We start from the raw sequence: 26,392 nt of genomic DNA on the forward strand, positions 1-26,392 counted from the left end.
TACCAACTTATTCATGATCAGAGTTTTATCAGTCTGCCATTTTTTATCTTATTTTCGCTACAGTTAACAACCTGCTCATATGAAGTTCTGTAACAACATACTCGAAACGATAGGTAATACCCCTTTAGTAAAGCTAAACCGCGTTACCGCTGCCTTACCCTGCACCGTACTGGCCAAAGTAGAATCCTTTAACCCTGGCAACTCCATCAAGGACCGCATGGCGGTGAAGATGGTAGAAGTAGCGGAACAAAAAGGGCTGCTCAAACCGGGCGGCACCATTATCGAAGGCACCTCCGGCAATACCGGTATGGGCCTGGCCCTGGCCGCGGTGATCAAAGGTTATAAATGCATCTTCACCACTACTGATAAACAGTCCAAGGAAAAGATGGATATCCTCAAAGCTGTAGGCGCAGAAGTAATTGTATGCCCTACCAATGTGGAACCGGATGATCCCCGCTCCTATTACTCTGTAGCGCGCCGTCTGGCCACAGAGATTCCCAACTCTTTTTATGTGAACCAATATGATAACCTGGCCAACCGCGATGCGCATTATGAGCAGACCGGCCCGGAAATATGGGAACAAACGGATGGTAAGATCACGCACCTGGTAGTGGCCACCGGCACTGGCGGCACCGTTACCGGCACCGGGCAATATCTGAAGGAAAAGAACCCTGCGATACAGGTATGGGCTATTGACAGTTATGGCTCCCTGCTGAAGAAATACCACGAGACCGGCGAGCTGGATATGAGCGAAGTGTATCCCTACATTACAGAAGGTATTGGAGAAGATTTTGTGCCGCAGAACTATGATATGAAACTGATCGATCACTTCGAAAAAGTAACGGATAAAGATGGCGCCGTAATGGCCCGCCGCATTGCCAAAGAAGAAGGCATCTTTGTAGGTTACTCCGCCGGCTCTGCCATTGCCGGGCTGTTACAGCTGAAAAGCAAGCTAAAGCCGACCGACCTGGTGGTAGTGGTATTCCATGACCATGGCAGCCGTTATGTAGGCAAAGTATATAATGATCAGTGGATGATGGAACGCGGCTTCCTGGATGTGAAGACCGTGAAGGACGTAGTGAACGCGCGCCGGAACCTGCCGCTGGTGACCATCACCGAAGAAGAAAAAGTAAGCGATGCCATTGCCAAGATGAAGAAATTCGAGATTGAGCATATACCCGTACTGCATAATGGCGATGTAATAGGCGCTGTTTCTGAAGGCGGTCTGTTTAATAAGCTGATGGATAATGCGCACCTGAAAGACGCGCAGATCAGGCAGGTGATGCAGCCGGCGTTTCCTCAGGTAAGCATGGATACGCCTATCGATAAATTGTCCGTGTACATTAACAAGGAAAACGGCGCAGTGCTGGCTAAAGATGAAAGCGGCAGCTTCCATATTGTTACCAAATACGATATTATCCAGGCACTGGGCAGCTGAGCGTAATAATGGAAGACCGTACCTACATAGATCAGATGGGGCGTAGCGTGACAATACCGGTCATGCCCAGGCGCATTGTTTCCGTGGTGCCCTCTCAAACGGAGCTGCTGTTCCACCTGGGCCTGGACGAGGAAGTGACAGGTATTACTAAATTCTGTGTACATCCGGAACAGTGGTTCCGGCACAAAAAACGCATTGGCGGCACTAAAAAGCTGCACCTGGATGAGATCCGTGCGCTGCAGCCGGATCTGATCATCGCCAATAAAGAAGAAAATCAGCAGGAAGATATTACCGCGCTCATGGCGGAATTCCCGGTTTGGATAAGCGATATACAAACTTTGGAAGACGCCTTGCAGATGATACGGGAGGTAGGCGTTATCACCGGCCGCGCCCAGCAGGGGCAGCAACTCAGCCAGCTGGTACAGCAGGAGTTTGCCACGCTGGCCGCCAGCCTGCCGCCTAACCCGGCGCCTATGTACGCCGCCTATTTTATCTGGCGTAATCCCTGGATGACAGTAGGCAGGGACACTTTTATCCACGACATGCTCAGGACCTGCGGGCTGCAGCCTGTTTTTGCGGAGGCCAGGCGTTACCCGGCCGTCTCCCTGGAGGAATTGCAGACCGCCTTTAGCCAGGTACCGCCGGAGCGGCAGCTGGTCTTATTGTCCTCTGAGCCCTATCCTTTCAGGGAAGCACATATCGCAGAGATCAGGGCTGTACTGCCGGCGGCGCAGATCTTACTGGTAGATGGAGAAATGTTCTCCTGGTACGGCAGCCGCTTACTGGAAGCCCCCCGGTATTTTAAGCAGCTTTTTCAGCCTGTATTCCTGTAGTTGAACGCTATTACCCCGGTTGCGAACGCTTTTACCCCGGGGTGTGAACGCTTTTAATAGGGGTGTACTATGGGTTGCACATAAGCAAACCTTATCTTTCTCACGGCGCCGGCAACCCCCGCCGCACTACCGCCGTAAACATATATATAACACCTGTTCTCCCTGCAGATCTTTCACCTAAACCTACAACCAAGATGGAAAGAAGGGACTTTGTCAGCAATATGGGCCTGATGCTGGCCCTGGCATGCGCAGGCGGATTGGCGGCCTGTAGCAGGAATAGTGCAGATATGCCCGGTCCCGGGGGCGGAGGCGCTGCGTTTACAGCCGACCTTAACACAGAATTACAGAACGTGGGCCAGTTTAAGATAGGAGGCGGCGCTATTGTGATCCGTGTAGCAGCGGGCAATACGCCGTCCTCCTTTGCCGCCCTTACCAGCACCTGCACGCACGAAGGCTGCACCGTAGCCAGTTTTAACAGTACTACCAACCTCATTGAGTGTAACGCGCCCTGCGGTCACGGTAGCCGGTATACCACTACCGGCGCCGTGCAAACGGGGCCAGCCACTAGGGCGCTTACCCAAAAAACAGCGACCATCAGCGGCAATACCCTCACGGTGAGTTAATTCAATCGACCACTCACTGATACTATTTTACCATCCCTCTCCAGGGCTTCTCCCAGGTTCCATCCAGGCTTGACCCAGGCTTTTTGTAGCTCCGGGGCATTTGGTAATATAATATCAACCGTTTTCGGCCTTTTTTGATGGATCCATCAATTTTCCCGGCGGGTGCTGGAAGTCATCTAATGATAGCTTTTTACCTTCCGCCTTTTGCTTTCTGCATTTTCCCATTATATTTGCCCTCCGTAAACTGTAAACAATCAAAAGATATGGGAAAATACAGAGCTGGCGTGTTATTCGGCGAAGAGCTGGAAGCGCTCTATAAGGATGCAAAGGACAACGCATTTGCTATGCCTGCCGTAAACGTGGTAGGTACCAACTCCGTGAACGCTGTACTGGAAACCGCCGCCAAGGTGAATTCTCCGGTAATTATCCAGTTCTCCAACGGGGGCGCACAATTCTTTGCCGGTAAGGGCATGCCTAATGACAAACTGCAGGCTAATATTGCCGGTGGTATCTCTGGCGCCAAACACGTACATGAGGTGGCCAAACATTATGGCGTACCGGTAGTTTTACATACGGACCACGCCGCCAAAAAATGGCTGCCCTGGATCGACGGCCTGCTCGACGCTGGCGAAGCATTCAAACAGCAAACCGGTTCCCCGCTGTACAGCTCCCATATGCTGGACCTGTCTGAAGAGCCTATCCACGAGAACATCGAGACCTCAAAGAAATACTTTGAGCGCATGAACAAACTGGGTATGTCAATTGAGATCGAGCTGGGCGTGACTGGTGGCGAGGAAGACGGCGTAGACAACTCCGGCGTAGATAATTCCAAATTATATACGCAGCCTGAGGATGTAGCGTATGCATACGAAACCTTGTTACAGGTAGGCACCCGCTTTACCGTAGCTGCCGCTTTCGGTAACGTGCATGGCGTTTATACCCCCGGTAACGTAGAATTGCGCCCTGAGATCCTGAAGAACAGCCAGGATTTTATCCAGGAAAAATATAAAACTGCTGCCAAACCCGTTTACTATGTATTCCATGGCGGTTCCGGCTCTCCCAAGCATCAGATCGCTGAAGCGCTGGGTTATGGCGTGATCAAAATGAACATTGATACGGATATGCAGTGGGCTTTCTGGGAAGGTATCCACGATTACTACGAAGCCAAAAAAGGTTACCTGCAGGCACAGCTGGGTAACCCCGAAGGCGCGGATAAACCCAACAAAAAGTACTACGATCCCCGCGTATGGCTGCGTAAAGGCGAAGAAACCTTCGTAAAACGCCTGGAAGAAGCATTTGCGGACCTGAACTGTATTAATAAGAACGCCTAAGGCGTACCTACGATACCTGGTAGCCGTTAGTTATTTCATAGCTAACGGCTACCTTTTTTAGTGCCCCTACCCCCTCACTTTAGGATAATTTACTATTATATCCCTTTTATTAGATAAAGAAAATATATAATTTTTGCCGTTAAGCGGTTGGTAGCCAGTTTCTTTTCATTTAATATTGCGAACGAAAAAAGGGAGTGTGAATTTAATTCGTATCTTGCACCACTATTTTTTAACCTAACAGAAAAATATGTCTAGCTGGTTTAAGCGCATTAAACAGGGCATTTCAACGTCTACCAGTGAAAAGAAGGAAGCACCGGACGGATTATGGCATAAATGTCCTAACTGTAAGAAAACCACCACTGTAAAAGACCTGCGGGAACATTACTACGTTTGCGATAAGTGTAATTACCACAACCGTATCAACTCAGCAGAATATTTCGAGATCATATTTGATGACAACCAGTTCGAGGAGCTTTTCCCGAATATCTATCCAAAGGATATGTTGGGGTTCAACGACCTGAAACCTTATGGAGACCGTTTAAAGGACGCGCAGAAGCGTTCCGGTCTGAAAGACGCCATGCGCGTAGGCGCTGGCAAAGTGCTGGGGAATGATTTAGTAGTGGCCTGTATGGATTTTGCCTTTATTGGCGGGTCTATGGGCTCCGTGGTGGGTGAAAAGATCGCACGCGCCATTGATTATTGTATTGCGCATAAAATGCCATTGATGGTGATCTCCAAATCCGGAGGCGCCCGTATGATGGAAAGCGCATTTTCGCTGATGCAGATGGCAAAAACGGCCGCCAAGCTTACACAGCTGGCCAATGCACGTTTGCCGTATATATCTATGATGACAGATCCTACCACTGGCGGCGTTACCGCATCCTATGCCATGCTGGGGGACCTGAATATTGCTGAACCGGGCGCGCTGATCGGCTTTGCCGGACCACGCGTGATCAAGGAAACCATCAAGAAAGACCTTCCGGAAGGTTTCCAGAGCGCAGAATTCCTGTTGGAGCACGGCTTCCTCGATTTCATCTTAGACCGTAAAGAATTAAAACAAAAGCTGGCCACCGTGCTGGAATTGTTTAAAAACTAAAGTAATACTTTACAAATTACGGATTGCTGCTTACGGATGTAAAATCATGTTGATCATCGTAATGGGCAATCCGTATTTTTGTAAATGAAATTGTAAGGATAGATGGCAGAATTAAAGAACAGATCAGCCTATTTTGAGTACGCGATAGAGGACAAATTTATTGCGGGGATCGTATTGACCGGAACGGAGATCAAATCTATCAGGGTTGGAAAAGTAAGCTTTAATGACGCCTTCTGTTATTTTTCTAAAGGAGAGTTGTATGTAAAAAGTCTGCATATAGCTATCTATTCCCATGGAACCTATGCCAACCATGATCCGCTGCGGGAGCGCAAACTGTTGCTCACTAAAAAAGAGCTGCGGAAAATGGAGAACAAGTTAAAAGAGCGCGGTTATACCATTGTGCCCCTGCGTATCTTTATTACAGAAAAAGGACTGGCTAAAATGGAGATTGGCCTGGGTAAGGGTAAGAAGCTGCACGACAAGCGGGAAAGCATTAAACAAAGGGAAACCGAAAGAGAGCTCCGGCGATATGTAAAATAGCTGCCGGGCGCCACCATAAACACCACCTGCATGCGTAACTATCTAGGGCTTTTAACAGCCATTATCCTGTTGTTCCTTATATCCTCCTGCAAATCAGGCGAGAAATTGTATAATAAAGGCCGTTATGACGATGCGGTCGAGGCCTTTGTAAAGAAACTGCAACGCCGGCCCCAGGATGCCACCTCCCTGGAATTGCTGCCCAAGGCCTATGAACAATCACAGATCCAGCATGAGAATAAAGTAAACGGCTACCTGGCCTCTAATGATCCCCTGAAATGGGAATCTGTACGGCGCGAGTACGGCGCCATGCAAAAGCTGTATAAAGCCATACAGGCATCGCCGGCGGCGCTGGCCGTGGTAAAGCCTAAAGATTACCGCAGCGAGCTTACCGGCGCACGCGAAAATGCCGCGGAAGTAAGGTATGACCGCGGTATGGAACTGCTGGAAAAAGGCGATAAGATGAGCGCCCGCCAGGCCTACCAGGAATTTGCTGCTACGCTAAAGATGGTAAAGAACTACCGCGATGCGCAGCAGAGAATGGACGAGGCCTTCCAACTGGGCACCATCAACGTGCTGATAAGCCAGATAGCCGTACGCAGCCCCTATTTCCAGTTCAGCGCAGACCAGTTCCGCGCAGAGCTGATCCAGAACCTGCAAACACGTAATATCAACTCCTTTGTAAAATTCAACGACGAGCGTATAGCCAGTGCCCAGCAAATACGGCCGGATGAATACCTGGAAATGCAGTTCTACGATTTTGAAGTAGGCCAGACCTATGTAGACCGCAGCCAGCGCGATGTTTCCCGTGAGATCGAAGACCGCCCATTAAAGGATACCAGCGGTAAGCTGATCAAACGTTATATGACCGTAAAAGCCACCATCTATATCGTCAAAAAAACTGTTATCTCCCGCGGCCTGCTGGATTACCGCATTACGGATGTAAATAATAACCAGGTGCTGCGCCAGGATCGTATTCCCGGCAGCTATACCTGGGTAAACCAGGTAGGCTCTTACCGTGGCGATGAAAGGGCGCTCAGCGACGAAGATAAACGGCAGATGGGCGGTGTGGATATGGCGCCTCCCCCACCCCAGGAACTGTTCCTGGCATTTACCAAACCTATCTATGACCAGCTGGCCAGCGATCTGCAGTATTTCTACAATAACATGCAGTAACCGGTATCCATATGAACGCCGGAAGGCGTAACAATACAGTCATGCCATACTTTGACTTTCTACTTGACCGCCTGGAAGATTTTGGAGAGATAGCCGGTTGTACTGAAGAGGAGATAACCGCTATCGAAAGCCAATTCCAATTACAATTGCCCGAAGCCTATAAGGATTTCCTTCGCCTGTTTGGGCGCGAGTCCGGCCACCTGTTGGAACCTTATGCAATGACCATAGACAATCTCCAGGCGCATAAGGATGAGGTGACAGATATGTATGAAGGAACCGAGCCCTATGATATCCTGAACTTTTCTCAAAAGGGGTTCTTTTTTGGACACATGGATGATATGCTCCTGTTCTTCATATGCAACGGCGATGATGATCCGGCGGTTTATCTTATGGAGGCGCCTGAGGATATTAATGCTTATGAAAGCTCTTTCACAAGATTTATAGAACTTGAGCTACAGCGCGACGAAGAATTCCCCATATCCCACTTCCTGCACTCACCCGTTGTGTTCTTTGCGCAGGATGCGCCATCCATCGTCACGGCCGGCGATTTTAAAGACCTTGCCATCCGCGCACGTGTAGCTTTTGGTATATGTTGCCTGGAGTATGCCATTAGCCATTTCCAGCTGGAAGAGTTAAACTGGGCATTAATACTGCCTTTGCTTTGGTCATACACTGCAGATACGGTTAACACAGCCATCTGGGGAGACCAGATAGCAGAACGTATGCCTTCCGCTATCTTGTCAGACTATCCCTTTGACAGGAAAGATATCATGTGGTTTGAGCTTGACACTTATGAGCAATTACAACAACTTTACCGGCAGTCAAATGAAACGGTCAACGAATTGATCTACCTGGTGTTCCGCATAGGTACACAGGATCTGCATACGGGCGTATCCCGGCATTCCGCACAAACGCTCAACTATCTGCAAAAGATCATCAGATTGATGCACGAAAACCGGCTGGAGCTACCGGTCATTACGCCCTTCCGCCAGTATCCGATAACGGAATATAATGGCTGGGGCAGGCCATTCACCAGGGAGGACCTTTCAAATGCCGGGTATAAGCCAGCAAATAATCTATGGAGCACCACAGCAACCGCCATAGCGCAGCAAGCGATCCTTACCCAGCAGGTGATCCGTTATAATGATTTCCCTGCACCACCAGTTTTTATTGCCGGTGCAGATGTGGAATATGACAAGTACAGCGACCTGATCGCCGGCGCCATTGTAGTGCTGGAGCGGTCTACGCTGCAGGTGGTAGCCTATGCCACGCATTGTATGCAGGTAACCTTTCCCTACATACCAGGGCTCTTTTCTTTCCGCGAGATGCCGCCCCTGCTGGCGGCCTGGGAAAAGCTATCGCAAAAGCCGGACCTCATCATCTGTGACGGCCATGGTATTGCGCATCCCCGCCGGTTTGGGCTGGCCTGCCATATGGGCGTTACCCTTAACCTGCCCGCTATTGGTTGTGGTAAGACCCGCTTATGTGGCCACTATGCGATGCCTGCCGGCGAAAAAGGCGCCAGTTCCCCGCTACTGGCGGATGGTAGTGATGAAGTGATAGGCGCTGTATTGAGGAGCCAAACCCGTATTAACCCCATATTTGTGTCCATTGGACATAAGATCGATATCTCAACCGCTACCAGCGTGGTGTTGGATATGTGCAGGGAATTCCGCCTGCCGGAGACTACGCGCATCGCGGATCAATATGCCAGAGAGGCTATGGAAGCCTATAAAGCAGCGCATGACACCGGCCAATCACATTAATAAAATATCTATATCTTTGCCCCTCAACCCAATAAAATAAGTTAACAGACCTATGAAAAAACTATTGTTAAGCTCCGCCGTGCTGGCCGCTATCTTCATGTCGTGTGGTAAAGATGATAACCCATCCCCAGCAACCAAACCCGATGATATAGACAGCACTAACACTTTTGCCGTGGACAACAAATTGTTTAAAACGCCTTACGCCTGGATGGATAACAACAACACAGACCCGGGCGAGCTCAATTTCACTAACGTGGATCTTTCTGTTACAAAGGATACCACGGTGCTTCACGGGTTGATAATTGAGGTGGATACCCTGATCGATGGTCAGACCTATACTTTTCTTGACGACCACGCGGCCGGTTTTGACAGGACCAAACACTTTTCTGACGCTGAATATGTATATGATGCCAAACTGGTAGATGAGATCGCGGAAGGCGGTACCGGCAACGTTTATACAGATGTGCAATCCGGCAGCCTTACGGTGCATAAACAGGGAGAAGATAACTATTCCTTTACATACACCCTGACATTTGTAGACAACAAAAAAGTAGTGGGTAACTATACCGGTAAAGTGCGGATCACAAATAATTAACACATCCGTAGCAGTTATAAAAGACAAAGTCCTGCAGGCATCTGCAGGACTTTATCTTTTATACGCCTTGTTCAAAGCCTTCGTCCACCAGCCAGGGGCCGGTATCTGCCGCCTGTGTGGCCAGCTCGTCACAACGGTTATTAAACGGGTTGCTGGCATGGCCTTTTACCCATGTCATCTTTACTTTTTGCTTTTTATAGAGCGGGATGAAACGCTGCCAGAGGTCTTTATTCTTCTTATCCTTAAAGCCGATCTTCACCCAGTTCCACAACCAGCCCTTTTCGATACTGTTCACAATGTATTCACTGTCTGTAAAAATGTTCACCTCCAGGCCGTCCTTTTTCAGGGCTTCCAGGCCGGTGATCACTCCCAGCAGTTCCATCCGGTTATTGGTGGTGCGGCGGTATCCCTGTGAAAGCTCCTTACGTACCTTGCCCCACATAAGTATAACGCCATAACCGCCAGGGCCCGGATTGCCGCGCGATGCGCCGTCTGTATAGATAATAATCTCTGACATAGCGGCGCAAATATAGTTACGAATTACTAATTACAAATTACGAATTGAGCCGCCATGTCAATTAATAACAGGATTTACTATCTTTGCCGCCCCAATACCAAAAATTGTAAACCCGGTATCTATGAAAAAAATGCCAACATTGTTTGTCAGGGACTATGAAAAAGAAGTGATCCCAGCGCCTGACGCAGCTAACGGATCAAAAGCAAAAGGAAATAACAACAGGAAAGGCCGCTTTCTGGCCATTAACCAGGTAAACCCCGGTTGCGAGTGGGTTATTAACGGAGAAGGTGTGCCTACCCGGAAATGGGACGGCACCTGTTGTATGGTCCAAGAGACCGTATTGTATAAACGGTTTGATGCCAAACAGGGCGCTACGCCGCCAGCCGGCTTTGTTCCCGCCCAGGACCCGGACCCGGTTACCGGCCACTGGCCCGGATGGCTGAAAGTTAACGTTACACGTACCGGCGACAAACTGATCGCTGACGATAGCGCCGACAAATGGATCGTTGAAGGTTTAGCCAACAGCTTCCCTAATTACCCTGCGGAAACGCCGGCAGATGGCACCTACGAAGCCGTAGGCCCTAAAATCAACGGCAGCAGGGATGGCTTTGCGGAACATAAGCTAATCCAGCACGGTGATGCTGCATTTACTCCGGAACCACCCAGGGATTTTGAAGGGCTGAAAGCGTTCTTTGGAGAACAATGCACGGATATAGAGGGCATTGTATGGCATCACCCTGATGGCAGGTTGTGTAAGATCAAACGTTCTGATTTTGGCCTGAAATGGTAGCCTGTGTAAATTGTCAATTACGAATGAAGCATTCGTAATTGACAATTCAATGTTTTATACCTGGAACACGCCCAGCGCAAACCCGTCCTCCAACGGCGCCTGGTTGGCGGCTGTAATACCTTCAGAGATCACGCGGCGGGTTTCTCCCGGGTCAATGATCTCATCCACCCATAACCGCGCAGCGGCATAATACGGGGTGGTTTGACTGTTGTATCTTTCTGTAATATCGTTGAGTAGCTTACTTTCCTCTTCCGGGCTGATCTCCTGGCCTTTTGCCTTTAAAGAAGCCACCTGGATCTGTAACAGCGTTTTAGCGGCCTGCTCGCCACCCATTACGGCTATCTTGGCGGTAGGCCATGCGTAGATGAAACGCGGCCCATATGCCTTGCCACACATCGCGTAATTACCGGCACCATAAGAGTTGCCAATGATAATGGTGATCTTGGGCACAATGGAATTAGCCACTGCATTCACCAGCTTAGCGCCATCTTTGATAATTCCGGCATGCTCGCTGCGGCTGCCCACCATAAAACCGGTCACATCCTGCAGGAATACCAGGGGAATCTTTTTCTGGTTACAGTTCATGATAAAACGGGCAGCCTTGTCGGCGCTATCGTTATAGATCACGCCGCCCATCTGCATTTCGCCTTTTTTACTCTTTACGATCTTGCGCTGGTTGGCTACAATCCCCACTGCCCAGCCATCAATACGGGCATAACCACAGAGAATGCTTTTACCATAGTCCTGTTTGTATTGCTCAAACTCTGAATTATCCACCAGGTGATCGATGATCTCCAGCATATCATAAGGTTTGGAGCTATCTGTAGGCAATACGCTGTACAGGGTATCCATTTCCCTGACCGGGGCTACGGGCGTTATACGGTCAAATCCCGCTACTGCCGGAGCGCCCAGTTTGCTCATGATCTTACGGATATGATCCAGGCATTCCTGGTCTGTTTTGAATTTATAATCGGCAATACCGGAGATCTCTGTATGGGTAACTGCGCCGCCTAAGGTTTCCGCATCTATGCTTTCGCCAATAGCAGCCTTTACCAGGTAAGGGCCGGCCAGGAAAATGGAGCCGTTGCCTTCCACCATCAGCACCTCGTCGCTCATAATGGGCAGGTAAGCGCCCCCGGCTACACAACTGCCCATCACAGCTGCGATCTGGGTAATACCCATGGCGCTCATCCGGGCGTTATTATAAAAAATACGGCCAAAATGCTCTTTATCGGGGAAGATCTCGTCCTGCATTGGCAGGTATACGCCGGCGCTGTCTACCAGGTAAATGATGGGCAGCCGGTTTTCCATGGCAATTTCCTGCAGGCGCAGGTTCTTTTTGCCGGTCATCGGGAACCAGGCCCCTGCCTTTACGGTCATATCGTTGGCTACAATTACGCACTGGCGGCCACTTACATAACCAATACCGCCTACGGTGCCGGCAGCGGGGCAGCCGCCATGCTCGGGGTACATTTCATAGGCGGCAAAAGCGCCTATCTCCGTAAAAGGGGCGTCTTTATCAATCAGGTAGGCGATCCGTTCGCGGGGGGTTAATTTACCTCTCTCCCTAACTTTTTCCATGTTCTTTTTGCCGCCCCCCTGCTCTATCACAGCCAGGCGCTGCTTAAGGGTGCTGGTGGCCCTGCGCATGGCATCCTCATTCCGGTTGATCTCCAGTTGTTGTTGATCCATAGCTATATTATTTTGCTAAATGTAACGAAGAATAAAGACATGATGAAAAAAGCGGAATAGTCGTAAATTTAGTTAACCACTAAATCTACCACCATGTCGCACCTGCAATACCTCGCCACATCGCTGGAGAATCTGTACAATGGCAGCCCCTGGATAGAAGTCACTTTTACCGAACACCTTAAACGCGTAAGCGCCAGGCAGGCGGTACAGCGCTTTGGGGACTCCAACTGTATCTGGCAGATCGTGAACCATCTTATTTACTGGCACCAGCGGGTACTGCGTTACATGAATAATGAGCAACCCGAACAGGATGGCGACCTGCCGGATTTTTACCTGCCGGAAAATCATGGGGAAGAGAACTGGCAGGCTACGCAGCACCGGATGGAGCATTCCGTGGCGCATGTTGTAGCGGCTTTGCGTTCCTTTCCGGAAGATAAGCTGTATGAGTTATTTCCGGGTACCACGCATCCGGCGGCTTATTATTTTCATGGGATAGTGGACCATGCGGCTTATCATCTTGGGCAAATTGTGTTGCTGGAGAAGTATAGCAGGGAATGAACCTCTATTATTAAAACTGGGAAACGTTTGAGGGATCGCCTACCTCTTCAATTATTTTTATTACTTCAAGAACCCGTTCTGCCGATGGATGATTAATTGGAACTGCCTGCATTCCATTGTTATTGAACGCGCCATATTTACTTCCGCTTTTTACGATAAAAAACTTTTTACCATTAAATGTATAAACTTTAGGCTCCACGTAGTCATAATCGCATTTAATTACGGTATCTCCTTTTAAATTAACTACACCATATTTATTTCCAATAACAATTACCGTAAAATCTTTGGCAGGCACATTTATAGGCATAACCTTTTCCTGATGAATATTTGAAGTATCCCCATTAAGCGTGCCGTACGCCAATTTCACCTTCTTTGCCGGCTGTCGCAGATTTGAGTAACGCTCCTCCATAGGATTAAGAAGCTTATTATTTAATTTATTGGCAATAGTATACTCTCGATAAGCGTCATCCATGGCACCAGTAGCCAACATTACATTTGCCAGATTATAATGTAAATAACCATTCATGGAATCAACCTTGATCCCTAATTTATATTCTTTCCCCGCCTCAGCAAACTGCTTTTTACAGAGCAGATTATGCCCGATAAACAAACGACTGTATCCAATTAATTTTCTATTATTTTCATTTTGATTTATTTCCAGCACCTGCTGGAATTTCCCCTTAGACACATCAAATTCGTTTGAATTATAATACAACAATCCTAAAATAAATTCTGCAACAACCTGAGATTGATAGTCAATCGAAAACTTTATTACATCCGGGTTTTGCAAGTGGATGATCTTTTTATTATTTAGGATCCCATTCAGGTAGATATTGCAATCAAAAACTGGCGAGGTTGTACTCCTCTTTCCGAATATGAGCAGTCCTTTCTTATAAAGGTTGTCGTCAAATACGTTCTTAATAGTATCAAGATAACCGACCCCTCCGATGTTAATAAATTTATTAACCCGCATAGTATTTATTGTATCGCCATCTTGTAATTCCGCATCCAATACGCTAAACAATTTATACGAGAAATCATCATCTTCTTCGTTCGTAAATCGGGCAATAAGAAGTCCTATATTTTTTTCATCGACCCTATGCGAGGTACTTTTAACAATGATGATTTTTATCAACAAAAAAAGAGGGAATACCAAAAGTATGCCACTAAAAAATCTTAAGACCTTCGCCCACTTTATTTTTTGGGGGCTATACTTAGGCACAAACAGTCCAAAAGCTTCCTTTTTTGCATTGATCATTTCAGTGAATGCCCTTTGCAAAATAAAGAAGAGCGCTATACAAATCAAAGCTATACTATAGCTGGAATCAAAAATTTGTGTGGCTAATGTCGATATACTGAAAAGTATTGCAATTAATCCTATAATTACTTCGAGGGAATTCTTATACTTTTCTATCTCATTCCTTAGAATGCTAAGAATATTTTTCATAGAAACAGGGAGATCTTATTACATGGTTGACAATTAAAAGTACTTACAAATAACCAGTTTAACAAAAAACTGTCGCCCATTTACCTTATCCTACTCCAACTCCAACTCATACCGCACTTCCTTCAACCTATGCCCCCACATTTCCTGCGGTATCTCCTCCGTTTTCTTAAACCCTTCTCTCTCATACAGCGCAGCAGCTGTAGTCTGCTGATCCGTAGTCAGCAAATACACCTGCTTGTAGCGCTTCTCCCGGCAAAAAGCTATCGCATCCGCTACCAGCTTCTTTCCCAAACCCACACCCCGCATATCCGGGTGCACCAGCAGCCAACGCAACTGCGCCTGTTTCCTAGAATGGCCTATAATTGCTACTGCGCCTACAATACGCTCATTATAGGTAGCCAGGAAAGCCCGGTCCTTAGCCGGATCATATTTGGGCAGAAAATCATAAAAGGTCTTACATACATACGCCTCAAACTCCAGGTTGTACTGCATTTCCTTGGCGTATAACTCGCCATGGAGGTAGATCAGATATCCCACATCTCCCGGCTGCAATTCATGACGGAATACGATATCATCCAGGCTAATAGGCCGTTTAACAGATAATACCTGCTGCAATGTTTGCAGACACCCCGCTACAGATTGCTGCTGCCCTTCCGGTAAATGTGCCAGCATATCTGCTATCTGCTGATTGGAGCGTGCGTCCAGTGTATCAAACAGCTTGCGGCCTTTGGCGGTCAGCTGCAGATACCAGGTGCGCCCGTCTGTGGCAGACTGGCGCCGGTTGACAATGTTACTTTTTTCAAATGCCTTCAGGATACGGCTCAGGTAACCACCATCTATCACCAGGCTTTCAATAAGTTTGCCTGCCGTGCAGTTTTCCATATGCCGTATTTCATAGAGTACCCGTACTTCTGAGAGGGATAGCTCACTGTCCAGGATATGCTGGTCCAATAAACCTATTAGCCGGGTATAAAAGCGGTTGAACTGGCGGATGGCGCCCACTGTTCCGTTTATTGCTGACATAGTTGTTTCACTTGTATGGAACAAAGATCGACACAATAGTTGACAATGTCAAGTTAATTATTTGACAAAAGCAAGTATCCTTAATACTTCATCCAAAATTCATATTGCCGCATAAAAAATAACTGTATCTTCCCAAGGCAAACGTGTTTAAACTATGGAACCCTTATTAACTGCCCTTCAGCAGGAATTAACCCGTGTATATCCGCCTGTAGTAGCGCAGCTCAATGCTGGCGCCAGTGATCAGGCGATACAGGAAACGGAACAGCAACTGGGCTTCCCATTACCAGAAGAGGTAAAAAACCTTTACCGCTGGAAAGATGGCATCAACATAGGCCAGGAAATCCCTTTCAAAGCGCATTTCATGTCGTCTTTTGGTTATTTCGCCAGCCTGGCAGAAGCCGCGGAGACCTATCAATATTCCGTAAAGGAAAACAAAGAGCTCCGCGAAAAAATGTTCCAGCTATTCAGTGATGGCCAGGGGAATCTGGTGCTCATAGATTGTGATGAGCCATCCAAAGATTATGGCAAGATCTTGTTGTTTGATCCTTTTGCGGTGGATGAAAAGCATACAGGGCTAACGGTTTTATATGATTCACTGCCTGCCTTTCTCGAAACCATGATCGCTTGTTACCGGGAAGGTATATATAGCTTTAAGGCCCTGGCAACAGAAGAAGAAAACCAGCCGGAAGAAGAAGCTCCCTATCGTGCAGGTTTTGTATCTGACGAAGATTATAACAAATACCTGGACTATGATGAGGATACGGAAGTGATACTGCGGACAGATCCCGAACGCGAGCACACCATCAGCAAAAAGCTGAATCCGCAAGCTGCTTATTGGAAAAAGAAACGATGATTTCCTCTTATAAAAAAGATAAGGGCCGGCATTACGCCGGCCCTTATTGGTTTGTGTCAATCTGTATCCGTTACCTAGTAAAAAATCCTTGTCTAATCTGCGCAGGTGGGGCAGCATACAAACGGCACTTCCGCAAGCGGAGATGTACGTAGTATGCGGTACTGGCCCAATGCTTCGTTCAATGCCCGCTGGCTTTGCAGCTGCCGCGTTTCTATGGCCTGGTATACCTGCGGATAGTTAGCGGTGAGCTTTTTGATCTCCGGCAGGGATAGGCCCATATGTTCGTAAATGCTGGTAATGTTGCCAAACACTTCCACCGTTAGTACGCTTAAGGGCGAATCTTCCGGCAAGCCCAGACCTACCAGCAAGGCAGCTACCTCCTTGTTCTCCCAGGTTACTCGGGCGGTCTTTATCTGGTCTTTAAAGATGGCGATCTTAGCGCCTGCAATCAGCGAGGCCTCTGTATAGCTTACGGCCTGCGGCTGTACGGTAATGGGTGCATCCTTTAATTGATCATAAGCCTGCAACAGTTTGCGGGAGGTGTCCCTGTCCAGCTCCACTATTTTACCGGCGGCGCGGTCCTTCATTACCTGGTTCAGCTTGCGCTGGGTAATGGCGTCCAGGCGCAGGGAATCCACTTCATTCAGCATGGTCAGGTTGGTGAGCAGTACGCCGGCGCGGGCGGGCTCGTCTACCTGGTCTACGGTCCAGCGGTTCAGCTCTGCCTGTGCGTTGCGGTACAGCAGTCCCAGGTCGCGGTCCGGCATTTTTATGGCTGGGGGCAATACTAAGGTCATCAGCTTCTCATCCAGCAGTATGTTGCGGTAAGCCAGGCCGTCTGCCTGTTTTACCTGGGCGTATAATACGCAGTGCAGCTGGGTGCGGGGCGGGTCCGGCGTAATGTCGCGGCCTCTCCATACCGCTTTGGCATAGGGGGCGTTTACATATACGCGGTCCTTATCGCGGTTCACATTGCAGAGCAGCGTAGGCGCGGGGTGTTGCATACCCGTTACCCGCAGCGGCCTGCCAAAGCGGCCCTGGGCGGTGCTCCACAGGTTTTCCTTACCGTCTTCCTCATTGCTCCAATGGCCATGTCCCATGCGGAACTCATAGGTAAAGAAGCCAAACAGCTCCGGGCTTTCCGAATGCAGTCCGGGCGGCAGGGGCAGCAGGTAGTGCAGGTTATCATCATCGCTGGCTTTTTCCATGGCCTGCATGGCGCTCAGGCCCGCCATATCATCGGTTTGATTGGGGGTAATGCTGCGCGTGTATTCCGGGTCTATGGGCAGCGGCGGATCTTCTGTTACATCTGTGGCCACGGCCAGGTTACCGCCCAGCATCTGATCCGGCGCATATTGCAGCAGGCGGCAGAATACAGTATCGTGCGGGTCTGCTACCGGTTCTTCCAGCTCTACCCACAGGTAACGCTGGCGCGGCTCTGTAGCGCTGTATTTCTCGTTCTTGCGGTAGGGAGAGAATGCGATACCCACGCTGGCGATTTTTGGCACCTGGGCAGGTATAACGGTGCTGGGCAGGTCCAGGCGCTCCTGCGGGAAGGAGGCCGGCGCGCCATGTCCTGGTTTAAAATGCGGGGTAAGCGTATACGTTACCTCCAGCTCATCCGGGAAACGTAACATACCATTGGGCCGTTTCAGGGCTGTTTTGGGCTCAATAGCGTCAATAAACACCAGCGTGGTGTAGTTACGGTTCACCAGCCCAAACTCGTCTGGAGTAAGCGACTCAAAGGAGGCGTAGTGTTTCAGTTCAATATCACCCAGTATATCCAGCGTCTCTGCTTCGGCGGCGCTGTCGTGTTTGAATTTCTTTACACGGCCAACGGTAAAGCCAACATCCTGCAGCGCGTCCCAGCTCCAGTCGCGGTTCAGGCGGTATACGATACAGCCTATCCAGTGATTGGCCAGATCGCCTTTGGAAGAGAAAGTAATGCTGCTCTGGTCCGGGGCCAGGTGATGGCGGATCTTAGCGTTACAGCCAAATACCACGCGCTCACCTTTTTTGCCCACAAGGGTAAGGCCTTTGGATACTACGCCCAGTTCTGTTGCCAGGCGCTGTACCATATCCGGCATACGGTCCACACTTTCTTTGATGAAGAGCATGGAGGCAATCAGCCCGTCGTTCACCTTGGGCGGATCCGGCTGCAGGTACACGGCTTTCACCGGCGCTACATTGGGTTTGGGCAGCAGCAGGTTGTCTTCGTTATCAGAAGCTTTATAGAACCATAGCTGGGTGGTTTTGCCATAACGGCTGTCCAGCTCAGGATCAGCGTCGTTAATAAAGCCATGGTAGCTGCTATCGCCATCGCATATGCCGCGGATGGTCACGCGTATACGGCGGGCGCTGGGCAGCGGTATATCCGTCATGGCGTCAATAGCGGCTTTATTGAGGGCGGCATTATTGAAGGGATCATCCTGGTTGCCCAGGTTCAGGGCTGGCGCATCATGGAATACCACCGGCAGCACCAGCTCATCTTCAAAGCCAGCGCCAAAAGCGCGGGTGGTGCGGTACAGTGTGATGTAATGCTCTGCGCCGCTATCGCTGAGCAGGTTATCCAGGCGCAGGGTCTCCACTTCCACTTTAATGGATACCCGCGTTACGTCCGGGTCTGCAATAGCGGGGATCTTGTTATCTGTGCCTTCGGTGGATTGTATAAGCAGTTGTACAGGGTCCTGTCCGGCTGCCTGGTATTTGCCGGTGAACACTACCGCCGGGTAGTTAAGCGTGGGGCGGCGGATGTGTAAACTGGGGCTGGGATCCATCGTATGATCCGGCAGCTCGTTAAAGAATTCTGTTTTTGCCTGTAGCAATTCAGCCGGTTTATCTACCCGGCAAAGACCCGGGGTTATATAACGTTTAAAGGTGCGTTTGGCCGTAGGAGAAGGGGCATTGTTGAATATATCTGTGGCGATGGACGGGCCGCCGCCGCTAATGTCCATCATGCGTACACGGAACTCATAGGTATTACCATAACGGAGTTGGGCCGCTGCGGCGACTTCATCAAACAGGTTGGCGGGTTGTACATTCTTGGGAGTATCATCATCCACGCTGGTCAGCGCTTCCGCGTTGCGGTAGATCTGTACAGCGTCGCTGTCTTTCAACACCAGGCTTTTGCCTGTCCAGTTGGTAAAATACATAGGCAGCCAGTAAGCACCGGTGGTATCATTATCCGGTTGCGTAGGAAATACCTGGTAAGGCAATTCTACTTCTTCGTTAGCGCCATTACCTACGCCGGCGCCGCCAATGGAATAGGATTGTTTGCTGCGTACCAGGTTCAGGCTGTTCCAGTCGCCAGCGCCTTCCTGTTTTACATCTATGCGGTAGCCAAATACGCCCAAAGGCGCATCCAGCCTTTTGCCCGGCTCCAGCGGGTTCTGTGCCAGCTGGCGGATGTACCAGATCAGGATCTGCTCATCATCCCAACCCAGGCGGATACCGGCATCCTTTACCGGGTGCGCGCCATCCTGCTGTTCGCTTAGCAGGTTGCTGCTCACCGGTTGTGTGGCATGTACAATCTTGGCAAAACCATCGTTATACTCATTCAGTTCCTGGAAGATCTTGTCCCACTCCCCTTTGGGTTCAGGGTCTACTGCATCAATGGCTTTGCGGTACAGCACGGGGAATAACAGCGGCGCAAATACCGGGCGGGGCGTGTTCAAGGCCAGTTTAGGTATACGCGCGGCATAACGTTTAACAAAGGGGCCGTCTACATCTTCTAACAGGGCGTTCTGGATGGGCACATAATCCGCGTTCACCATATCCACATACAAGTAACAACCCTTTTCAAACAACGCAGCATTGTCTGCTACGGATACCTGCGCGGTATAGATCATACCGCAGGCCCTGGCCAGCAGCGGTTGCCGCAGGATATGCGCAAACACCTGTCCCCAGCTCAGATCATCCTTATTGGCCCATCCGGGTTTCTTTTTGGTATCCTTACGGATGGCGCAATGATAGCTATCATCCGTGCGGGCATTGGGATGGCGGGGCGTGGTAAAGTTGAAGGACTCGCGGTAGCTCACCGGCAGGTACTTGCGTACGCTTACCGACTCCGGTATCACCGCTTCCGCTTTATCCGTTGTATTGTCAACATTGATCTTTGCGCCCAGGTCTGCGGCAATGGCGGTTAACAGCGCCTTTTTATTAGCGGCGGCGGTTACCGTCAGCGGCACCTTTACCGGTATGCGGCCAGCGGCGGTGGCATTGCTCAACGGCCATTCGTCCAGTCCTTTTACAATACCCAGCTCAAATTGAGGTACCAGGTCTGCAAAAGGCGTGGCGGAATCATTGGGCGCCGCCAACCCTGTGGCATAGGGTACAAAAGGATCCTGGTTGCGGGGTATCAACACGATGTTCAGGGACAGGTTGGTCCCGTCAAATCCCTGGGGTAATACCATTACCGTATATCTTCTTTTGGCTTCCATGAAAGTATAGTTTAGCGGGGTCAGGCGATCTGCCGGTCTTCACCCCAGGTTTTTGAAAAGCTGATGTCAATGATGAGGAAGATGCTGATGTCCAGTGCAAAGGTCACCTGTGCGGATGTTTCTGTTTTACCACCGCTCCTTTCTACAATACCTTTGGCTTCTATGGTAATGGTCACGCATACCAGGCCGCCAAGCAGCTCGGCATTACCGCGGAACAGCATCATGGCAGTGATCACCACTTTGTCTTTGTCCGCATACATCTCTATGCCTACCATAAAGGTTACGCTGGCGTTACCTACCACCGGCAGGCTTACCACGATCTGTACGCCAAAAGCAAAAGCGAGCGTAAGGTTAGGCCCTACCTTGGTATCGCAGGCGATCTTTACATCCACAGAGCCTTTGGCAAAGATGGAGCCTACGCCTACGGACATACACATTACGCTCAACCCACCATGGAATTTCAAGAAAGCGCCTGCTGTGGGCAGCAGCTGGTTCAGGTCTGTAGTCACCTTTAAGGCGGCATTAAAATAAACGCCTACGCCTAAAGAGGCTTCCAGCTTCAGGGGTGTCTGCGCGCTGTTATACAGCTCATCGGTTGGCGGGAAACGTACCAGCGGAATTTCCTTGGTGGCCTCAAATTTATACTCCCATATTTCGCCGCTATTGCTCATGGCGATCTGCAGGCCTTTCTTCATGGCTTCTGCATAATTGCCCTGGCTTAGCTGGGCCAGCACTTCCAATATATCGATCACGGGTTGCAGCGCATCGCTGAACTCTATTTCCGGTACGGGTAAGCCTACGCCGCCGGCATTACTGCCTTCGTAGCCGCTTTCTTTTCCTTTGGAGGCGTCGAAATTGCCTTTGATGGTCATCAGCTTTTTCATATCGCCCAGGTCTACGATCATGGCCAGGTTATTCAGGCGGCTTTTCCACTGGTTGCCCATATCGCTGGCAAAGGAGTCTACATCAAAATTCAGCTTGCTATTTACATAGTTGGCAGGCGCGTCGTCTTTTTTGCCCGTTTTGTAGGAGATGTAAATACGCAGGGCTTCCGTATCTACCAGAGGGATATCAAAGTCTGGTACGTCAAACTTCATGGCTTTGTCCAACAAACCGTTGGCGCCTTTTTGCAGCATGCTCATGCCTTGTTTCACCACCGCTTCGCCGGCTTTTTCCGCCACTACTTCCATGAGCTCCAGCACCTGCGTGCCGCCGTCCGATAAGGCATTGGTGATAAAGGCGGGTACATTGGGCGTATTGCCACTATCGGTGCCAAACAACATGGGCATGGCCTTACCAAAATTATCGATCGCATTGCCAATATTGGGGAAGATGCCGCTACCGGTCATCATGCGGTAAGCATCCGCAAATATGGGCGGTGTTTTACTAAGCAGCTTTTTCTGCAGCAGGCCATAGGCGGGCGTGAGGAACAATGCTTTTTGTGTGGCCGTGCTTTGCAGGTAACCGAAGTTGATGGTGCTGGCAGATGGCGGGCGTAAGATCTCCAACGGGTGTGCTATACGCAACAGCGCATTGGTCACTACCGCAGGGTCTATTACCACATCCTTTTTCCATTTACCGGTACGGATCAGTGGCACCGTAATACCTTCCGGCAGGGGCGTTACATCGCCGGTGCCGGCATTGTGCTGTACCATGGCCCAGCTGCCATCTTTGGGCAGGAATATATTACCACGGGCAGCGACTACAAATACGGGGTTGCCACCAGCGTCTACGGAAGCATTTACATCAAAACGGTTAATACGCATCTGCTGATCGCTGCTGTTGATATCTACCACGCAATCCAGATCGCCGCCAATACTATTGTCCTGTAAGGCCAGCAGCTCTTTTAGCTGTATGGCGCTAAGCGGTTTACCAGCGGGCGCTACCTGCACATAACCCAGGATCTTTTTAGATACCACGCGTTTGTTTACATGGCCCTGCACCACGTTCTCTATCTCTACATCAGCGTCAAAATAAACGCCGCCACATTTCACCGGCTCATGTAAAGTATTGCCGGAAGTGTTGGTGTAGACCTGTCCCTTAATACCGTTGACATAATCGGTATTGTTGGGGATATCGTTGGTGGAGCTGTACTCTTTTACAGAGGGAGCGTCCTTGATATTGCGCACATTGAACAGGCCCTTGATCACTCCAGGATGGAATTCATAAGGGGCCTGTTCTGTAATAAAGTCTGCGGGGTTAGTGGTGTAAGGGTCCACACCCTTCTTCTTATAGCGGAAGGAGAAATCAAACTTACCATCGCTTTCCGCTTTCCAGCCACTGTCTGTACGGTACACAAAGCCTGTGCCGGTGCGGAATACTGTAATGGTGCGCACTACGCGTATGCCCCATGGGTACAGGATGCTTTTTACCTGTATCACTTCATGGCCGGTGCGGCCTAACATCACATCAAAACGCGCCTGGCTGGTTTGCGCCATGGCGGCGGAGGGACTGAGCCAGTTGCTGAAGATGCTGGCGCCATAACCGGTAATGTCCATCCGGCTCAGTGGCACGCCCCTGGAATCTTTGATCAGGCTGGAGAGGCTTAATACACCGGTAAGGAATTCGTTGTTAAAGATCTCCGTTACACGGTGCCCCAGGTTACTGGCAACTGTCTGCTGTCCGGTTATATTCAGCAGGTTATTAAGCTGTACGGTGTAACCGGGGAACATGGGCGAATCATTCCCCATCTCCGGGTCTGTTTTACCAAATGTGCCCGCTGTCATACGCAACTGTATACCGCCCTGCAGTTTGTAAGTGCCATCCTCATTCTTGCGGAACAGGGGGCGTATATTGCTGATGTCCGGCTTTTGCGGCTCTACAAAGTTCTTTGATACATAGTTGATGGCCTTGAGCCCAAAAGGCAGCGTAAACGCAGATACGGTGAAGTTCTGCGGGTTGTTCTTAAACTCATCCAGCAGGGATTGTATCACCGGTACCGGCGCCAGGGCTACGGGTTTTGTATTGTTATTCCAGATGCGCGTAGGTCCGCCATCATTAGGGAAATAAATAAACCCTGCTTCCGGGTCCATGGGCAGTTTGGGCGAGTTGGGATCCAGCGGCTCATCGCGGTCCGGTGGCGTAAGGTTGATCACCGGCTCCCAGGCGATCTGCGGCAACGTAAAGGCCCGTGCCAGTACGCCGGGCACTTTCACTTCCATGCCATCCACAATAAAGGGGAAGCCGGTATTGCTGGTCACTACGGCCGCCTGGTTAGTGGCGCCCGGCACTACCGCGCCAGTTTTAACAATGATCATTTGCCCGCTTACGCTAATGCCCAGCTGGTTGGCATTACTGCTCACATCCAGCAGCGCAAATGGCTCTGCATTGAGGCGGTTGCCTACCAGCGCGTTGCCCCAGAGGTCTTCATACCTATGCTCCCGTGTGGCGCTCAGGATGGCGCCCTGTAAGGCCTGTCCTGTTAAGTTAGTGGTGAGCGTGGGGTTCTGCTCCTGCGTGGCGCCGGCGATCTCCGGCCGCAGGGTCAGCTTTTCCAGGAAGGCATTGTTCTCCTGCGCTCTTTTTTCCAGGCCTGCGGTAGTGATCTTTGTGGCTGTTTTTACGGAGCCAAAGCTACCTAATGCTTTTAATGGGGCGGTGTTAATGCGGGCGGCGCGGCTAAGCCGGGCCGCTGTTGCTGCCGGCGTAGCCACTACATTGCCCGCCGCCACGCCGGGCAATGCCCCGAGTTCTTCCGGTGGCAATGCGCCAAAATGGAAGCCTGTGTTTACGTCGTCGCTATTATCATCAACAGGTTTGTATTTAACGGCGCACAGCAGCATGCTGATGGGCGTAGTAGCGGCCAGGGTGCCGCCGCGGCCCGGTTCTCCCCTGCCAAATAAACGCTCCCAGGTACGCAGGTTGCCTACATAAGGATCCGGCAAAGTGGGCAGATAACGGTAGAGTATGAACGCCAGGAAAAAGTTGCCGCGGGTTACGCGGTCCCATGCTTCGTTACATTCACCAAAAAGCAGGCAGGCATTTACCGGCGATACGGTGAATACCGCATTCTCCAGTGCAATGGCCACCGGTTTAATAGGCGGCGCGGCCGCTACTACCGGCGTATTGTCTGCTATAATATTATCATCATACAGGTAGATCAGGCGGCGGGTGGCGTTAGCGCCCAGCATCAGCAAGGAAGAGCGGGAACGGATGTCGAATGCTTCCCCGTTCACTTTCACCGGCCGGTCTGTTTTAAAATCGCTGTTACAGATGGTGGTCAGGAATTCCTGTGCGGGGGCGCTGGCGCTGCTGTAAAAGAATGGCGTGCCTTCCAGGAAGCTGAGGTCTACAGAAGTACGGTGCGGGTTCAGCCCATCCTTCCACAGCTCCAGGCGTTGGGAACCACCGGCTATATTGGCCTGCATTTCTGCCAGGATAATAGCGCCCGGCATACCGGCAATAAAGGGTTGTTGTAAACGGGCCTCTTCATCCCGGAGATTGGTCCATGCGGCGCGCAGGCCGGTATCGCATTGCAATAGCACGCCGCCATTGCCGCCTGCTTCCACCGGGTTATTTACATCCAGCACGGCTGCCGGCAGGCCCCAGTAACTTTGCGTTATGGGAGCTGCGCCGGATAATGTATTAAAAGGGCTTTTGCAGCTCTTTATTTCGAAGTTGGGCACACTGGCTTTCCAGGGTATCAGTACCTGCGTAAATACCTCGTTATAGCCTATTGCGGGGTTAGCTACGGGTTGGTAGTCGAATTTCATCGCTTGTCCGTACAGCTCACAGGTGGCAGCGCCTACGGTCATAGCAGCAATACGTTTGGTAGCGCCATTCCAGGTAAAGGTCCAGGTATCCGGCAGCTGGTATTTGGCGGCACGGGCATCGCTGCCATAGGCGGATGTGCCGGCGGCGCCTTCATCCACATCCTGCTCCAGCTGCAGATTACATTCAATATTTGTGCTGGGGTTCAAGGTAAGTTTGCCGTTCTGCAGTACAGGTATGATGCTCAGTTTTATGCTACCGCCTTTCACCTTTACGCCCGCAAAACGGTCTACCGGTCCTGCGGTGGATAACAGCCTGGCATTGATCCACACGCTGCCGGCCACCAGCGTATAACTGGTAGCCGCGCCAATAGGCAGGCGGCCTATCTGCGCTTTGAACAGCAATACCGGCTGCGTGCCCATATATAAGGTGACCAGTTTTACAATGCGATAGAAATCTATCCAGATCTCACGGCCTTCATTATTCAGGAAAGGGCCCATAGTTTCCGTAGGTTTGGCCCCGGCTGCCCATTCCGGCACGCTGCCGGATAACTGCGCGCTCAATATGGGTACACTGCGCACATACACGCGCGTGCCATCATCGGGCTGCTGCTCCAATGTTTGTTTGGCCACTTTCGCAATGTTATCAAGATTGGCGGCGCTGATGTTCTCCCTGCCGTAAAGGTCTGAGTTGGCAAAGAGCTGTTCACTGCCTGTATCGTCATTACGTAAAAGGGATGCAGCAATGCGCTGGCGGGCATGCTGTAATGCCTTTTCCTGCTCCGGTGTATCTGCCTGTAAATGGCCGGTAATACTTTCCAGCAGTGACGTTAATTGGGGTTCCGTCATTGTGTCTGATTAATAGGATTTGTGGAAATTTGGGGTAGTCGTTGGCCTGTCTATTGGGGTACTGGTTCTTCGAACAATGATTTAAAACTACAAATATTCTCCAGAAAACAAAAAATAAAA

At 50.2% G+C, this 26,392-nt stretch carries 18 protein-coding genes; 12 read left to right on the plus strand and 6 right to left on the minus strand.

The window, feature by feature from the left end:
• Positions 1-79 precede the first annotated feature (79 nt).
• From F0L74_RS08250 to F0L74_RS08290, 9 genes are all read left to right on the plus strand, one after another.
• The gene (locus tag F0L74_RS08250; protein WP_149837390.1) at positions 80-1,438 is read left to right on the plus strand and encodes a pyridoxal-phosphate dependent enzyme; all 1,359 of its coding nucleotides are present in this window, start codon (positions 80-82) and stop codon (positions 1,436-1,438) included.
• A gap of 8 nt (positions 1,439-1,446) precedes the next feature.
• Positions 1,447-2,271: an ABC transporter substrate-binding protein gene (locus tag F0L74_RS08255; RefSeq protein WP_149837391.1), complete on the plus strand. Its 825-nt coding sequence runs from the start codon at positions 1,447-1,449 to the stop codon at positions 2,269-2,271.
• Positions 2,272-2,465: 194 nt separating this feature from the next.
• Positions 2,466-2,894 carry a QcrA and Rieske domain-containing protein gene (locus F0L74_RS08260; protein ID WP_149837392.1) on the plus strand — a complete coding sequence of 143 codons (429 nt, stop codon included), beginning with the start codon at positions 2,466-2,468 and terminating at the stop codon, positions 2,892-2,894.
• A gap of 263 nt (positions 2,895-3,157) precedes the next feature.
• Positions 3,158-4,225: a class II fructose-bisphosphate aldolase gene (gene fbaA, locus F0L74_RS08265; RefSeq protein WP_149837393.1), complete on the plus strand. Its 1,068-nt coding sequence runs from the start codon at positions 3,158-3,160 to the stop codon at positions 4,223-4,225.
• Between the two features lie 247 nt (positions 4,226-4,472).
• Entirely contained in the window at positions 4,473-5,321 is an 849-nt protein-coding gene (gene accD, locus F0L74_RS08270; protein WP_149837394.1) for an acetyl-CoA carboxylase, carboxyltransferase subunit beta, read from the plus strand.
• A 102-nt stretch (positions 5,322-5,423) separates the two neighbouring features.
• Positions 5,424-5,861 (plus strand): SsrA-binding protein, encoded by a 438-nt coding sequence (smpB, locus tag F0L74_RS08275; RefSeq protein ID WP_149837395.1) that lies wholly within the window; start codon positions 5,424-5,426, stop codon positions 5,859-5,861.
• A 30-nt stretch (positions 5,862-5,891) separates the two neighbouring features.
• A complete protein-coding gene (locus tag F0L74_RS08280; protein ID WP_149837396.1) occupies positions 5,892-7,034 on the plus strand; it encodes a hypothetical protein in 1,143 nt (380 codons plus the stop codon).
• A 41-nt stretch (positions 7,035-7,075) separates the two neighbouring features.
• Positions 7,076-8,800 carry a deoxyribonuclease V gene (nfi, locus tag F0L74_RS08285; protein WP_188315914.1) on the plus strand — a complete coding sequence of 575 codons (1,725 nt, stop codon included), beginning with the start codon at positions 7,076-7,078 and terminating at the stop codon, positions 8,798-8,800.
• 52 nt (positions 8,801-8,852) lie between these two features.
• On the plus strand, positions 8,853-9,395 hold the full coding sequence (locus F0L74_RS08290; protein ID WP_149837398.1) for a hypothetical protein: 543 nt from the start codon (positions 8,853-8,855) through the stop codon (positions 9,393-9,395).
• Positions 9,396-9,453: 58 nt separating this feature from the next.
• Here the strand turns inward: F0L74_RS08290 and rnhA are convergent, their stop codons facing one another.
• Positions 9,454-9,912: a ribonuclease HI gene (gene rnhA / locus F0L74_RS08295; RefSeq protein ID WP_149837399.1), complete on the minus strand. Its 459-nt coding sequence runs from the start codon at positions 9,910-9,912 to the stop codon at positions 9,454-9,456.
• Between the two features lie 121 nt (positions 9,913-10,033).
• Here rnhA and F0L74_RS08300 point away from each other — a divergent pair, with 121 nt between their 5' ends.
• Positions 10,034-10,702: an RNA ligase 1 family protein gene (locus F0L74_RS08300; RefSeq protein WP_213086927.1), complete on the plus strand. Its 669-nt coding sequence runs from the start codon at positions 10,034-10,036 to the stop codon at positions 10,700-10,702.
• Between the two features lie 54 nt (positions 10,703-10,756).
• Here the strand turns inward: F0L74_RS08300 and F0L74_RS08305 are convergent, their stop codons facing one another.
• Entirely contained in the window at positions 10,757-12,394 is a 1,638-nt protein-coding gene (locus F0L74_RS08305) for an acyl-CoA carboxylase subunit beta (RefSeq protein WP_149837400.1), read from the minus strand.
• A 93-nt stretch (positions 12,395-12,487) separates the two neighbouring features.
• Between F0L74_RS08305 and F0L74_RS08310 the strand changes: the two genes are divergently transcribed.
• The gene (locus tag F0L74_RS08310) at positions 12,488-12,952 is read left to right on the plus strand and encodes a DinB family protein (protein ID WP_149837401.1); all 465 of its coding nucleotides are present in this window, start codon (positions 12,488-12,490) and stop codon (positions 12,950-12,952) included.
• Between the two features lie 10 nt (positions 12,953-12,962).
• On the opposite strand, the gene F0L74_RS08315 is transcribed toward F0L74_RS08310, so the two are convergent.
• Both F0L74_RS08315 and F0L74_RS08320 read right to left on the minus strand, forming a co-directional pair.
• Positions 12,963-14,399 carry a WG repeat-containing protein gene (locus tag F0L74_RS08315; RefSeq protein WP_149837402.1) on the minus strand — a complete coding sequence of 479 codons (1,437 nt, stop codon included), beginning with the start codon at positions 14,397-14,399 and terminating at the stop codon, positions 12,963-12,965.
• 90 nt (positions 14,400-14,489) lie between these two features.
• Positions 14,490-15,422, minus strand: coding sequence for a bifunctional helix-turn-helix transcriptional regulator/GNAT family N-acetyltransferase (locus F0L74_RS08320; protein ID WP_149837403.1), 933 nt, complete (start codon positions 15,420-15,422; stop codon positions 14,490-14,492).
• A gap of 154 nt (positions 15,423-15,576) precedes the next feature.
• On the opposite strand from F0L74_RS08320, the gene F0L74_RS08325 reads away from it, so the two are divergent.
• Positions 15,577-16,275, plus strand: coding sequence for an SMI1/KNR4 family protein (locus F0L74_RS08325; RefSeq protein WP_149837404.1), 699 nt, complete (start codon positions 15,577-15,579; stop codon positions 16,273-16,275).
• Between the two features lie 92 nt (positions 16,276-16,367).
• Here the strand turns inward: F0L74_RS08325 and F0L74_RS08330 are convergent, their stop codons facing one another.
• The gene (locus F0L74_RS08330; RefSeq protein ID WP_149837405.1) at positions 16,368-20,714 is read right to left on the minus strand and encodes a hypothetical protein; all 4,347 of its coding nucleotides are present in this window, start codon (positions 20,712-20,714) and stop codon (positions 16,368-16,370) included.
• A gap of 20 nt (positions 20,715-20,734) precedes the next feature.
• The gene (locus F0L74_RS08335) at positions 20,735-26,272 is read right to left on the minus strand and encodes a hypothetical protein (RefSeq protein ID WP_149837406.1); all 5,538 of its coding nucleotides are present in this window, start codon (positions 26,270-26,272) and stop codon (positions 20,735-20,737) included.
• Positions 26,273-26,392 lie beyond the last annotated feature (120 nt).

Origin of the sequence: Chitinophaga agrisoli (assembly GCF_008386695.1) — a bacterium.
In the GTDB taxonomy this organism is placed as follows: domain Bacteria; phylum Bacteroidota; class Bacteroidia; order Chitinophagales; family Chitinophagaceae; genus Chitinophaga; species Chitinophaga agrisoli.

Coding starts and splice junctions, on each gene's coding strand:
- F0L74_RS08250 (WP_149837390.1), top strand. CDS start 80: ATGAAGTTCTGTAACAACATACTCGAAACGATAGGTAATACCCCTTTA.
- F0L74_RS08255 (WP_149837391.1), top strand. CDS start 1,447: ATGGAAGACCGTACCTACATAGATCAGATGGGGCGTAGCGTGACAATA.
- F0L74_RS08260 (WP_149837392.1), top strand. CDS start 2,466: ATGGAAAGAAGGGACTTTGTCAGCAATATGGGCCTGATGCTGGCCCTG.
- fbaA (WP_149837393.1), top strand. CDS start 3,158: ATGGGAAAATACAGAGCTGGCGTGTTATTCGGCGAAGAGCTGGAAGCG.
- accD (WP_149837394.1), top strand. CDS start 4,473: ATGTCTAGCTGGTTTAAGCGCATTAAACAGGGCATTTCAACGTCTACC.
- smpB (WP_149837395.1), top strand. CDS start 5,424: ATGGCAGAATTAAAGAACAGATCAGCCTATTTTGAGTACGCGATAGAG.
- F0L74_RS08280 (WP_149837396.1), top strand. CDS start 5,892: ATGCGTAACTATCTAGGGCTTTTAACAGCCATTATCCTGTTGTTCCTT.
- nfi (WP_188315914.1), top strand. CDS start 7,076: ATGCCATACTTTGACTTTCTACTTGACCGCCTGGAAGATTTTGGAGAG.
- F0L74_RS08290 (WP_149837398.1), top strand. CDS start 8,853: ATGAAAAAACTATTGTTAAGCTCCGCCGTGCTGGCCGCTATCTTCATG.
- rnhA (WP_149837399.1), bottom strand. CDS start 9,912: ATGTCAGAGATTATTATCTATACAGACGGCGCATCGCGCGGCAATCCG.
- F0L74_RS08300 (WP_213086927.1), top strand. CDS start 10,034: ATGAAAAAAATGCCAACATTGTTTGTCAGGGACTATGAAAAAGAAGTG.
- F0L74_RS08305 (WP_149837400.1), bottom strand. CDS start 12,394: ATGGATCAACAACAACTGGAGATCAACCGGAATGAGGATGCCATGCGC.
- F0L74_RS08310 (WP_149837401.1), top strand. CDS start 12,488: ATGTCGCACCTGCAATACCTCGCCACATCGCTGGAGAATCTGTACAAT.
- F0L74_RS08315 (WP_149837402.1), bottom strand. CDS start 14,399: ATGAAAAATATTCTTAGCATTCTAAGGAATGAGATAGAAAAGTATAAG.
- F0L74_RS08320 (WP_149837403.1), bottom strand. CDS start 15,422: ATGTCAGCAATAAACGGAACAGTGGGCGCCATCCGCCAGTTCAACCGC.
- F0L74_RS08325 (WP_149837404.1), top strand. CDS start 15,577: ATGGAACCCTTATTAACTGCCCTTCAGCAGGAATTAACCCGTGTATAT.
- F0L74_RS08330 (WP_149837405.1), bottom strand. CDS start 20,714: ATGGAAGCCAAAAGAAGATATACGGTAATGGTATTACCCCAGGGATTT.
- F0L74_RS08335 (WP_149837406.1), bottom strand. CDS start 26,272: ATGACGGAACCCCAATTAACGTCACTGCTGGAAAGTATTACCGGCCAT.